Source organism: Variovorax guangxiensis, from assembly GCF_003952165.1.
Classification (GTDB): domain Bacteria; phylum Pseudomonadota; class Gammaproteobacteria; order Burkholderiales; family Burkholderiaceae_C; genus Variovorax; species Variovorax guangxiensis.
The window spans coordinates 1,085,420-1,097,127 of record NZ_RXFT01000001.1 but is presented as its reverse complement, the minus strand read 5'-3'; the positions used below and the strand labels follow the sequence as shown (position 1 = coordinate 1,097,127).

9 protein-coding genes are annotated in these 11,708 nt (G+C 65.5%); 8 read left to right on the top strand and 1 reads right to left on the bottom strand.

Annotation, left to right across the window (positions count from 1 at the left end):
- Positions 1-37 precede the first annotated feature (37 nt).
- Entirely contained in the window at positions 38-1,075 is a 1,038-nt protein-coding gene (locus EJP67_RS05245; protein WP_126020449.1) for an AraC family transcriptional regulator, read from the bottom strand.
- A 279-nt stretch (positions 1,076-1,354) separates the two neighbouring features.
- On the opposite strand from EJP67_RS05245, the gene EJP67_RS05240 reads away from it, so the two are divergent.
- The 8 genes from EJP67_RS05240 to EJP67_RS05205 all read left to right on the top strand — a co-directional run bounded on the left by EJP67_RS05240 (position 1,355) and on the right by EJP67_RS05205 (position 11,502).
- Positions 1,355-3,109: a carboxylesterase/lipase family protein gene (locus tag EJP67_RS05240; RefSeq protein WP_126020447.1), complete on the top strand. Its 1,755-nt coding sequence runs from the start codon at positions 1,355-1,357 to the stop codon at positions 3,107-3,109.
- 114 nt (positions 3,110-3,223) lie between these two features.
- The gene (locus tag EJP67_RS05235; protein WP_126020170.1) at positions 3,224-4,867 is read left to right on the top strand and encodes a 3-(methylthio)propionyl-CoA ligase; all 1,644 of its coding nucleotides are present in this window, start codon (positions 3,224-3,226) and stop codon (positions 4,865-4,867) included.
- Positions 4,868-5,010: 143 nt separating this feature from the next.
- The gene (locus tag EJP67_RS05230) at positions 5,011-6,240 is read left to right on the top strand and encodes a branched-chain amino acid ABC transporter substrate-binding protein (protein ID WP_126020168.1); all 1,230 of its coding nucleotides are present in this window, start codon (positions 5,011-5,013) and stop codon (positions 6,238-6,240) included.
- A 199-nt stretch (positions 6,241-6,439) separates the two neighbouring features.
- Positions 6,440-7,672 carry a branched-chain amino acid ABC transporter substrate-binding protein gene (locus EJP67_RS05225; protein WP_126020164.1) on the top strand — a complete coding sequence of 411 codons (1,233 nt, stop codon included), beginning with the start codon at positions 6,440-6,442 and terminating at the stop codon, positions 7,670-7,672.
- Between the two features lie 79 nt (positions 7,673-7,751).
- On the top strand, positions 7,752-8,705 hold the full coding sequence (locus tag EJP67_RS05220) for a branched-chain amino acid ABC transporter permease (RefSeq protein ID WP_126020162.1): 954 nt from the start codon (positions 7,752-7,754) through the stop codon (positions 8,703-8,705).
- Positions 8,706-8,709: 4 nt separating this feature from the next.
- Entirely contained in the window at positions 8,710-10,038 is a 1,329-nt protein-coding gene (locus EJP67_RS05215) for a branched-chain amino acid ABC transporter permease (protein WP_126020160.1), read from the top strand.
- Entirely contained in the window at positions 10,035-10,805 is a 771-nt protein-coding gene (locus EJP67_RS05210; RefSeq protein WP_126020157.1) for an ABC transporter ATP-binding protein, read from the top strand. Before EJP67_RS05215 ends, EJP67_RS05210 begins: the two co-directional genes overlap by 4 nt.
- A gap of 1 nt (position 10,806) precedes the next feature.
- Entirely contained in the window at positions 10,807-11,502 is a 696-nt protein-coding gene (locus EJP67_RS05205) for an ABC transporter ATP-binding protein (RefSeq protein WP_126020154.1), read from the top strand.
- Positions 11,503-11,708 lie beyond the last annotated feature (206 nt).

Below are 11,708 nucleotides of genomic sequence, written 5' to 3'. Positions count from 1 at the left end.
ACCCCTGGCCGGGCGGGCCATCGGGGGCCGGCCGGTGTCAGGCCGCGAGGGCGGCGGGGGTGTCCCAGAGGCGGGCCCGGTACTGCGCCGGCGGCACGCCGAACCAGCGCTTGCAGGCGCGGAAGAAGTTGCTGGTATCGACGAAGCCCAGCATGTCGGCCACGTCGGTCAGCGTGTGGCGGTCTTCGGCCAGGTACTGCTTGGCCAGCTCGCGGCGGGTGCGGTCGAGCAGCGACTGGAAGGACACCGACTCCTCCTGCAGCCGCCGCTGCAGCGTGCGCTCGGCCAGCCCGAGGCCGGAGGCCACGTCCTGCCGGCGCGGTTCGCCGTGCTGCAGGCGGCGCGCGATCTCGGCGCACACCAGCGTGCTGGTGGTGGTCTGGCCCAGCAGATCGAGCTGATCGTCCAGCAGATGCTCCTGCATCTCGCCCAGCGTTTCGTGGAAGGTGGGCAGCGGCGTGGCCATGTCGGCGGCCGACAGCAGCAGGCGGTTGGCCTCGGCGTTGAACCGGATCTCGCAGCCGAAGGCCTCGCGGTGCAGGCGGTCGTCGGCCGGGGCGGGGTAGACGAACTCCATCGCCAGCGGCTGCAGCTCGCGCCGCGTGAGCCATTGGCACTGCATGAGCACGGTCAGCAGGGCGTATTCGACGCGCTGGCGCGGAATGGGCAGGCTGCCGCCGGTGTGTCGCATCACCATCCAGCAGCCGCGCGGATCGGGGTGCAGAGAGAAGGCGGTGGCGTCCGAAATAACGGCCATGTAGCGCGTGAGCCGCACCAGCGCCGATTCGAGGCTGGAGCTGCACGACATCGCATGCCCCACCGTGCCCAGCTTGCTGTGTGTGGAAGCCAGGTCTCGGTGCAGGCCCAGCGTGGGCCGGCCGGCGCGGGCCACCGCGAGCTGCCAGAGCACCGAGATCTCATCGACCGGGATGCGCGCGTTCTGCCGGTGCAGCGAGTCGGGGTCGAAGCCGGCTTCGCACAGCAGCGAGGGCACATCCAGTCCTTCGGCCTCGAACATCGACAGGACGCCCTCGAGCCACGCGGCCGAGCTGGTGCGCAGCTCCGGCTGCGGCATGCAGCCCGCCCGGCGCGGGGTACCGCGTTGGCGCAGTGGCGTGGAGGCTCCTGAAGTCATTCGTTTGGCTTTGTTGCGATAGCGATGAAAACCGTGCCGGTTTCTAGAATTTTTTTACGCGTTCGGCGGCCCCGGAGTATGGGCGCGGCGCGTCAGACCAGGAATTCCGATTAACCCGGTGTGGAGACAAGAAACATGGAGACAGAGACGAACGCACGCGACCGGCAGGGTCCGGCGGCGGTAAAGAAGACGGCAACGGCCAGGGCCGTCGCCCTGGTGATGGCCGCGGCCGCCCTGGCGGCTCTTTCGGCCTGCGGCGGTGGCGGCTCCGGCTCGTCCGGCTTCGCCTTCCTTCCGGGCCCGCCGCCCGCACCGGCTCCGGCGCCGGCCCCGCCCGCGGCGGATGGCCCCATGGTCCGCCAGACCGTTGCCGGCAAGGTCGAGGGCGTGGACGACAGCGCCAGGACCGGCACCTGGTTCTGGAAAGGCATTCCGTTCGCCAAGCCGCCAGTCGGCGCACTGCGCTGGCGCGCGCCTGCGGCGCCCGAGCCCTGGAGCGGCATCCGCCCGGCCACCAGGTTCGGCAACGCCTGCCTGCAGATCGGCCGCATCTTCAGCCCGGGCGCCAACAACACCTACGACGAGACCATCGGCACCATGCTGGGCAAGCCCTCGGGCAGCGAGGATTGCCTGTTCGTCAACATCTGGCGCCCGGCCACGGAAGAGAAGAACTTGCCGGTGCTGCTCTTCATTCACGGCGGCAGCAACATCTCGGGCTACACGGCAGACCCGCTGTACGACGGCGCGGCGCTGGCCAAGGCCGCCAATGCGGTGGTCATCACCGCCAGCTACCGGCTGGGCATCCTGGGCTTCCTGAACGTGCCGCAGCTGCGTCCGGGCGGCAGCGAGGGCGACGATTCGGGCAACTTCGCGCTGCTCGACAACATGGCGGCGCTGCGCTTCATCCGCGACAACGTCGCCAGCTTCGGGGGCGACCCGGGCAACGTCACGCTCTCGGGCGAATCGGCAGGCGCCACCAACCTGCTGTCGGTGATGACCTCGCCGATGGCCAAGGGCCTCTTCCACAAGGCCTTCGAGATGAGCGGCGGCATCTCGCTGGCGAGCAACCTGCCGCCGGGCACGCTGCCTTCGCTGTCGCCGGCCTCGGTCTCGCTGGCTCAGGGCGAGGCCATCCTCGAGAAGCTGCTCGTCGCCGACGGCACTGCCGCCGACGCGACGGCTGCCAAGGCGTACATCGCCACCCGCACGCCCGCGCAGATTGCCGACTATCTGCGTTCGCAGGACGGTGGAAAGATGCTGACCACCGTCGTCGGGGTGCAGGGGGCTATCGGCCCCATTCCCGACGGCACGGTGATCCCGACCGACCCCATCGGCGCCATCGCCGCCGACCAGTACGCGAAGGTGCCGATGCTCTCGGGCAACACGCGCGACGAGGGCAAGCTCTTCGCGTCGCTGCTGGGCACCATCGGCTTCCCGAAGCCGGGGTGGATCGTCAACGACGCCCAGCGCTTCTCGATGATGTTCAGCTTCGACCCCGATGCGGCGCCCACGCTCAAGGTGGAAGACATCATCGACCCGTTCTACCTTCCGGTAGACAAGGCCGGCACCGGCTACGACGCGGCCACCGCGCTCATCACCAAGGGCCTGTTCGAAGCCAACCGCGACAACCTGCTCGACACGATGAAGACGCGCCAGTCGAACATCTGGCACTACCGCCTCGACTGGGCCCAGGAAGCCTCTCCCTGGAACGACGTCTACGGCGCGGCTCACGCCTTCGACCTGCCTTTCGTGTTCGGCAATTTCGGTCCTTCGGTGCTGTCGAACGTGATCCGCGGCAAGGCCAACGAAAAGGGGAGGCTGGCGCTGTCGAACGCGGTCATGGCCAGCGTGGGCGCCTTCATGCGAACGGGCGACCCGAACACGCCCGAACTTGGTGCAACCTGGGCGCCCTGGCCCTCGCAGCTGCTGCTCGACGCCACTCCCACGGCCACCAAGATCACGCTCATGCAATGAGCCGCTTCGTTCAATCGTGCAGTGCGGGTTTGTGTCATTGTGCAAATGGCCGAAGCTTGCGTGAATGCGTTGTTCCCGAGCTTTGAAGAAGTCATTTCACATAGGAGTCTGTAGATGCTGGGTTTGATGCAAGACCAACCGCTTCTGATCTCGTCGCTGATCGAGTTCGCCGAGCGCCACAACGGCGACGGCGAGATCGTCTCGCGCCGTGTCGAAGGCGATATCCACCGCTGCACGTGGCGCGACATCGCATCGCGCGCCAAGCAGGTGGCCAACGCGCTGGATGGCGAGCAGCTGCTGTTCAGCGACCGCATCGCCACCCTGGCCTGGAACGGCTATCGCCACCTGGAGCTGTACTACGGCGTGAGCGGCAGCGGCCGCGTGCTGCACACCATCAACCCGCGGCTGCACCCCGACCAGATCGCGTGGATCGCCAACCATGCCGAAGACCAGATCCTGTGCTTCGACCTCACGTTCCTGCCGCTGGTGCAGGCGGTGCATGCGCGGTGTCCCACGATCCGGAAATGGGTTGCACTGTGTGATGCCGACAAGCTCCCGGCCGACAGCGGCGTGCCCAACCTCGTGAGCTACGAAAGCTGGATGGGCTCCCAGCCCACCGACTACGAATGGCCCAGCTTCGACGAGAACTCCGCCTCGAGCATGTGCTACACGAGCGGCACCACGGGCAACCCGAAGGCCGCGCTCTACAGCCATCGCTCGACGATGCTGCATGCATATGCCGCTGCACTGCCCGACGTGATGCGCCTGTCGGCGCGCGACTCGGTGCTGCCGGTGGTACCGATGTTCCACGTCAACGCGTGGGGCATTCCGTACTCGGCGGCGCTGGTGGGCTGCAAGCTGGTGTTCCCCGGCCCGGCGCTCGACGGCAAGTCTGTCTACGACCTCATCGAGGCCGAGGGCGTGACCTTCGCCGCCGGCGTGCCCACCGTGTGGCAGATGCTGCTGGGCCACATGCAGGCGGGCGGCCTGAAGTTCAGCAAGCTCAACCGCACGGTGATCGGCGGCTCGGCCTGCCCGCCGGCCATGATCAAGGCGTTCCAGGACATCTACAACGTGGAGGTGCTTCACGCCTGGGGCATGACCGAGATGAGCCCACTGGGCACGCTGTGCACGCTCAAGAACAAGCACCTGTCGCTGCCGGCCGACGCGCAGCTGCAGATCCGCATGAAGCAGGGCCGCGCCATCTTCGGCGTCGACATGAAGATCGTCGACGGCGACGGCAAGGAGCTGCCCTGGGACGGCAAGGCCTACGGCGACCTGCTGGTCAAGGGCCCGTGGATCGTCAAGGAGTACTTCAAGGGAGAGGGCGGCGATCCGCTCATTCCAGATGAACGCAACCGCGGCTGGTTCCCCACGGGCGACGTGGCCACCATCGATGCCGAGGGCTACCTGCAGATCACCGACCGCAGCAAGGACGTGATCAAGTCCGGCGGCGAGTGGATCAGCTCCATCGACATCGAGAACATCGCCGTCGCGCACCCGGGCGTGGCCATGGCCGCGTGCATCGGCGTGTTCCACCCGAAGTGGGACGAGCGGCCGATCATCGCCGTCGTGAAGAAGCCCAACGCGGAGGTCACGCGCGAGGAGCTGCTGAAGTTCTACGAGGGCAAGACCGCCAAGTGGCAGATCCCCGACGACGTGGTGTTCGTCGAGGCCATCCCGCTGGGCGCCACCGGCAAGATCCTCAAGACGAAGCTGCGGGAGCTGCTCAAGGACTACAAGCTGCCCACGGCATGACCGCCGGGCCCGCCGCGAGCGCCGCGCTGTCGCATACGCGATAGCAAGGCGGCCCCGGCGGCCCTGCTTGCGGGCAATCCCTGTGCGGCGAAAAAAAGGCCGCTTGTACGCTGGCGGTCCGCCTTTCACACCGGAGACTCTTCATGCAATTTGCCATCAAGTCTGTAGCTGCCTGTGCAATGTTGGTGAGCGCTGCCGCGGCGTTCGCCCAGAAGGGCGAGACCGTCAAGATCGCCTGGCTCGACCCGCTGTCGGGCCTGATGGCGGCGGTGGGCACCAATCAGCTGAAGACCACGCAGTTCCTTGCTGAAGAGCTCAACAAGAAGAATCAGTCGGGCGTGAAGTTCGAGATCATCGCGATCGACAACAAGCTCAGCACGCAGGAGACCACCGCGGCCCTGCGTTCCGCGCAGGACCAGGGCGCGCGCTACATCATGCAGGGCAACGGCTCCGGCCCCGCGCTCGCGATCATCGACGCCATCGAGAAGAACAACGCGCGCAACCCGGGCAAGGAGCTGCTGTACATGAACTACGCGGCGGTCGACCCCGACCTGACCAACAGCAAGTGCAGCTACTGGCACTTCCGGCTCGACGCCGACACGTCGATGAAGATGGAGGCGCTGACCACCTGGATGAAGGACCAGCCCGACATCAAGAAGGTCTACATCCTCGGGCAGAACTACGCGCACGGCGTGCAGGTGTCGAAGTACGCCAAGGAAGACCTGAAGGTGAAGCGCCCCGACATCCAGATCGTGGGCGACGACCTGCATCCGCTGGCGCAGGTGCGCGACTTCTCTCCCTACATCGCGAAGATCAAGGCATCGGGCGCAGACACCGTCATCACCGGCAACTGGGGCTCCGACCTCTCGCTGCTCATCAAGGCAGCCAACGACTCGGGCCTGAACGTCAAGTTCCTGACCTACTACGCGCCGGGCGCGGGCACGCCCACGGCGATGGGCGCCACCTCGGAAGGCAAGGTCTACACCGTGGCCTATGCCCACTACAACATGGGCGGCGAGATCCAGCAGCTGCTCGCGGGCTACAAGAAGCGCATGAACGACGACCTCACCCAGTCGTCGATTTATCACGTGTTCGCGCTGCTCGATGCCGCCTTCGTCAAGACCAGGTCGACCGACCCGGTGAAGGTGGCGGCGGCCCTGGAGGGCATGAAGATCAAGAGCTTCAACGGCGAGGTCGAGATGCGCAAGTCCGACCACCAGTTGCAGCAGGGCCTCTACATCGCGAGGTGGGAGAAGGCGAGCGCGAAGTACCCGTACGACGCGGAGAACACCGGCTACACCAATGTTCCCGTGAAGTACTTCGAATCGTACGTGGCGAGCACGCCCACGTCGTGCCAGATGAAGCGCCCCTAGGCGTCTTTGTGAACGCGTTTCCTACCCATCGGTAGCAGCTGTCTACCGGCGGGTAGCAAATTGGAGAAACGCGGTGTCGCATGCGCGATAGAAACGGGCCTTTGCGGCACCCCTCTTACGGGCATTCCCTGAGGGGAGGGGCTGCAAACGCTTGTACTCTCGTGCGGCGTTTTGAATCGGTTTGACCAGGAGATATAGATTGAAGTTCGCTCTGAAAATCGCCGCCGCAGCCGTCATTGCTGCCACCGCCACCGGTGCCTTTGCCCAGAAGGGTGAAACCGTCAAGATCGCATGGCTCGATCCGCTGTCGGGCCTCATGGCCGCGGTCGGAACCAACCAGCTCAAGACCTTCCAGTTCTTCGCCGAGGAGTTCAACAAGAAGAACGCGGCGGGCGTGAAGTTCGAGATCATCGGCATCGACAACAAGCTCAGCCCGCAGGAGACCACCAGCGCGCTGCGCTCGGCTCTCGACCAGGGCGCGCGCTACATCGTGCAGGGCAACGGCTCCGGCCCGGCGCTCGCCATCATCGACGCGCTCGAGAAGAACAACGCGCGCAACCCGGGCAAGGAGGCGCTCTATCTGAACTACGCCGCCGTCGACCCCGATCTGACCAACAGCAAGTGCAGCTACTGGCAGTACCGCTTCGACGCCGACACGTCGATGAAGATGGAGGCGCTGACCACCTACATGAAGGACCAGCCGGAGATCAAGAAGGTCTACATCATCGGCCAGAACTATTCGCACGGCCAGCAGGTCTCCAAGTTCGCGAAGGAAGACCTCAAGCACAAGCGTCCCGACATCCAGATCGTGGGCGACGACCTGCATCCGCTGGCCCAGGTGCGCGACTTCGCGCCGTACATCGCCAAGATCAAGGCCTCGGGCGCCGACACCGTCATCACCGGCAACTGGGGCTCCGACCTGGCGCTGCTGATCAAGGCGGCCAACGATGCGGGCCTGAACGTCAAGTTCTACACCTACTACGCCGTGACCACCGGCACGCCGACCGCCATGGGCGCGGCTTCGGACGGCAAGGTCTACCAGGTCGGCTACGCCCACTACAACATGGGCGGCGACATGCAGAAGTACGCCGACGACTTCAAGAAGAAGTTCAACGACGACCTCTACACCACCGACATCTACACGGTGTTCCAGGCGCTCACCGAGGCCTTCGTGAAGACCAAGTCGACCGACCCGGTGAAGGTCGCGGCCGCGATGGAAGGCCTGAAGTTCAAGAGCTTCAACGGCGACATCGAGCTGCGCAAGACCGACCACCAGGCGCAGCAGGGCCTGTACATCACCCGCTGGGAGAAGGCCACCGCCAAGTACCCCTACAGCCCCGAGAACACCGGCTACACGCTGGTGCCGGTGAAGTTCTACGACGCCTACGTGGCGAGCACGCCCACCTCCTGCCAGATGAAGCGTCCCTCCTGATTCCGGGAACACGCCAACGCGGTCGAGGCCCGACTTCAACACTCGGGCCTTTTTCTTTTTCAACTGACACGAAAGACCGATGAACGTCGAATTCTTCGTCATCTCGCTGCTCAACGGCGTGAGCTACGGCCTGCTGTTGTTCATGCTGAGCTCAGGCCTCACGCTGATCTTCAGCATGATGGGCGTGCTCAACTTCGCGCACGCGAGCTTCTACATGCTGGGCGCCTACTTCGCCTACACGCTGTCGGGCATCGTCGGCTTCTGGCCGGCGCTGGTCATCGCGCCGGTGCTGGTGTTCGCGCTGGGTGCCGCCTTCGAGCGCTACTGCCTGCGCCGCGTCCACAAGTTCGGCCATGTTCCCGAGCTGCTGGTGACCTTCGGTCTTTCGTACCTGATCCTCGAAGTCGTGCAGCTGGTGTGGGGCCGCTCCACGGTGCCGTACGGCCTGCCGTCGGCGCTGCAGGGGCCGCTTTTCACGCTCTACGGCACGCAGTTCCCCAAGTCGCGCTCGTTCATCATGCTGGTGGCGGTGCTGATGCTGGTGTCGGTGTGGCTGCTGCTCACGCGCACGCGCATCGGCCTGGTGATCCAGGCGGCGCTGAAGCACCCCGAGATGGTCGAGGCGCTGGGCCACAACGTGCCGCGCGTCTTCATGCTGGTGTTCGGCGGCGGCGCCGCGCTGGCGGGGCTGGCCGGCGTGGTCGGCGGCAACACCTACGTCACCGAGCCGGCCATGGCCGCGTCGGTGGGTTCCATCATCTTCGTGGTGGTGGTGGTCGGCGGCATGGGCTCGCTGGCCGGTGCCTTCCTGGCCTCGCTGATCATCGGCGTGGTGCAGACCTTCGCCGTGGCCATGGACCAGTCGCTCGCCACCGGCCTGCAGGCCTTCGGCGTGGCGGTGACCGACCAGACCTTCGGCTACGAGCTGCTCAGGCTGACGATCTCGCAGGTCGCGCCGATCCTTCCGTACCTCTTCCTGGTGCTGATCCTCATCTTCAGGCCCAAGGGTCTTCTCGGAACGCGGGAGGACTGACGCGATGAACACCGCAACGACAACCGCTTCGACCTCCACGCCAGTGCGCTACTACCGGTTCAAGCCGCTGAACATCGGCCGCATCCTGATCTGGTCCTTCTTCGCGCTGCTGCTGATCGTGGCGCCGATGATCTTCACCAGCAGCCTGGCGCTGACCATGCTGTCGCAGATCGGCTATCTCATCATCATCTGCCTGAGCTACAACATGCTGCTGGGGCAGGGTGGCATGCTCAGCTTCGGGCATGCGGTGTACGTGGGCATGGGCTCGTTCATCGCCATCCACGCCATGAACCTGGCCGGCGCGGGCAAGCTGCCGGTTCCGCTGGTGCTCATTCCGCTCGTGGGCGGGCTGGGCGGCATGTTCTTCGCCGCGCTCTTCGGCTACGTGTCGACCAAGAAGTCGGGCACCACCTTCGCGATGATCACGCTGGGCCTGGGCGAACTGGTGGCAGCCATGGCGCTGATGTTCCCCAGCTTCTTCGGCGGCGAGGGCGGCATCACCACCAACCGCGTGTACGGCGCCTCGTTCTTCGGGCTCAACTTCGGTCCGCAGAACCAGGTGTACTACCTGATCGCCGTCTACTGCTTCATCTGCACCGGGCTGATGTTCGCCTTCACCGGCACGCCGCTCGGGCGCATGCTGAACGCGGTGCGCGACAACCCGGAGCGCGTGGAGTTCATCGGCTACAACACGCAGCGCGTGCGCTACTACGCCTTCATCATCGCTGGCTTCTTCGCCGGTATCGGCGGCGGGCTGGCGGCCATCAACTTCGAGATCGTGAACGCGGCCGACAGCCTCAACGGGCTGCGCTCGGGCAGCTACCTGCTGTTCACCTTCCTCGGCGGCGCGACCTTCTTCTTCGGGCCCATCATCGGTGCGGCGCTGCTGGTGTTCGCGCTGGTGCTGCTGTCGGAGCTCAGCAAGGCCTGGCTGCTGTACGTGGGCCTGGTGTTCCTGCTGATGGTGATGTTCGCGCCCGGCGGCGTGGCCAGCCTGATCATGATGAACGTGCGCGTGGCGCTGTTCGGCAAGTTCAAGCGCTTCTACCTGCTGTACGTGGGCCTTCTCGTCGGCGCGGCCATCATGCTCGCGGGTGCGGCGGCCATCGTCGAGATGATCTATCACATGCAGCTCAACGCGGCGCTCGGGCCGGTGGTGCCGTTCGCCGGCCTGCAGCTCGACACATCCTCGGCCATGGCCTGGGTGGTCGCCGTGGTCCTGTTCGCTGTCGGCCTGGGCGTGTTCGAAGTGGTGCGCCGGCGCTTCGCGAAGGTCTGGGGCCATGCGCAGGAAGAAATCGAAGCCGAGATCAAGCGGCGGGAGACGGCATGACCTATTCACTCGAACTCAAGAACCTGCGCAAGAGCTTCGGCAAGACCGACATCATCCGAGGCGTCGACCTGGCCGTGAAGGCCGGCGAGCGCATCGCCATCATCGGACCGAACGGCGCGGGCAAGTCGACGCTCTTCAACCTGATCAGCGGGCGGCTTGCGCCCAGCAGCGGCGAGGTGCTGCTCAACGGCACGCGCATCGACGGCATGAAGCCGTACGAGATCAACCGCATGGGACTGTCGCGCAGCTTCCAGATCACCAACATCTTCCCGAAGCTCACCGTCTTCGAGAACCTGCGCTGCGGCGTGCTGTGGAGCCTGGGCTACAAGTACACCTTCCTGCGCTTTCTCTCGAACCTCGACGACGCCAACGAGCGCACGGAAGAACTCATCCGCCAGATCGGCCTGGAGAAGAAGCGCGACGTGCACGCGGTGAACCTCACCTACGCCGAGCAGCGCGCGCTGGAGATCGGCGTGACCATCGCGGGCGGCGCCAGCGTGATCCTGCTGGACGAACCCACGGCCGGCATGAGCAAGACGGAGACTTCGCACTTCATCTCGCTCATCAAGCACGTCACCGTCGGCAAGACGCTGCTGACGGTGGAGCACGACATGGGCGTGGTCTTCGGGCTGGCCGACAAGATCGCGGTGGTGGTGTATGGCGAGGTGATCGCCTTCGACACGCCGGCTGCCGTCCGCGCCAATGCACGCGTGCAGGAGGCTTACCTGGGCTCCGCCGTCGCCGATGCACAAGGGGCTGGACACTGAAATGCTGAAGCTTCAAGACATCCACGCCTACTACGGCAAGAGCCATGTGCTGCATGGTGTTTCCTTCGACGTGAACCCGGGCGAGATCGTCGCGCTGCTGGGCCGCAACGGCTCGGGCCGCTCGACCACCGCCAAGGCCATCATGGGCCTGGTGCATGCCGAGGGCGGCCTGCACTGGAAGGGCCAGGACATCCTGCGCCGAAAGGCCTACGAGATCGCGCACTGCGGCATCGGCTACGTGCCTGAGAACCGCGACATCTTCCCCAAGCTCACGGTGCACCAGAACCTGCTGCTGGGGCAGAAGGGCTCGGGCAAGGGCAGCCGGTGGTCGTTCGACGACATGTACGGCATGTTCCCGCGCCTGAAGGAGCGCCAGCACACCGAGGCGGGCGTGCTCTCGGGCGGCGAGCAGCAGATGCTCACGCTGTGCCGCACGCTGATGGGCGACCCCGACCTGATCATCATCGACGAGCCCACCGAGGGCCTCGCGCCCAAGATCGTGGAGCTGGTGGGGCAGTACCTGCGCACGCTCAAGGACAAGGGCATCTCGGTGCTGCTGATCGAGCAGAAGCTCACCATCGCGATGGAAATCTCCGACCGTGCGCTCGTCATGGGCCACGGCAGCATCGTCTTCGACGGCACCCCCGCCGGCCTGCGCGCCGACGCCACCACCCGCAAGGAGTGGCTGGAGGTCTAGGCCGCTGGATGCGGATTTCCGGACGCAGAGGGCGCGAAGGTTTCGCGAAGGACGCGAAAGCAAGTCAGAAAAAATGATCTGCTTTCCCTTTCGCGTCCTTTGCGAAATCCTCGCGTCTTCTGCGTTCGGTACCCGTTCCCGCATCCACGGCCCTTGTCTCTACAGCGACTGCGTGCCATTGTTGGGCCGCGCGAAACGCCTAGAAT

What these genes read in the sequence shown, in the direction of transcription:
- EJP67_RS05245 (WP_126020449.1), bottom strand. Translation starts at nt 1,075, where the DNA reads ATGCCGCAGCCGGAGCTGCGCACCAGCTCGGCCGCGTGGCTCGAGGGC.
- EJP67_RS05235 (WP_126020170.1), top strand. Translation starts at nt 3,224, where the DNA reads ATGCTGGGTTTGATGCAAGACCAACCGCTTCTGATCTCGTCGCTGATC.
- EJP67_RS05240 (WP_126020447.1), top strand. Translation starts at nt 1,355, where the DNA reads ATGGCCGCGGCCGCCCTGGCGGCTCTTTCGGCCTGCGGCGGTGGCGGC.
- EJP67_RS05220 (WP_126020162.1), top strand. Translation starts at nt 7,752, where the DNA reads ATGAACGTCGAATTCTTCGTCATCTCGCTGCTCAACGGCGTGAGCTAC.
- EJP67_RS05205 (WP_126020154.1), top strand. Translation starts at nt 10,807, where the DNA reads ATGCTGAAGCTTCAAGACATCCACGCCTACTACGGCAAGAGCCATGTG.
- EJP67_RS05215 (WP_126020160.1), top strand. Translation starts at nt 8,710, where the DNA reads ATGAACACCGCAACGACAACCGCTTCGACCTCCACGCCAGTGCGCTAC.
- EJP67_RS05230 (WP_126020168.1), top strand. Translation starts at nt 5,011, where the DNA reads ATGCAATTTGCCATCAAGTCTGTAGCTGCCTGTGCAATGTTGGTGAGC.
- EJP67_RS05210 (WP_126020157.1), top strand. Translation starts at nt 10,035, where the DNA reads ATGACCTATTCACTCGAACTCAAGAACCTGCGCAAGAGCTTCGGCAAG.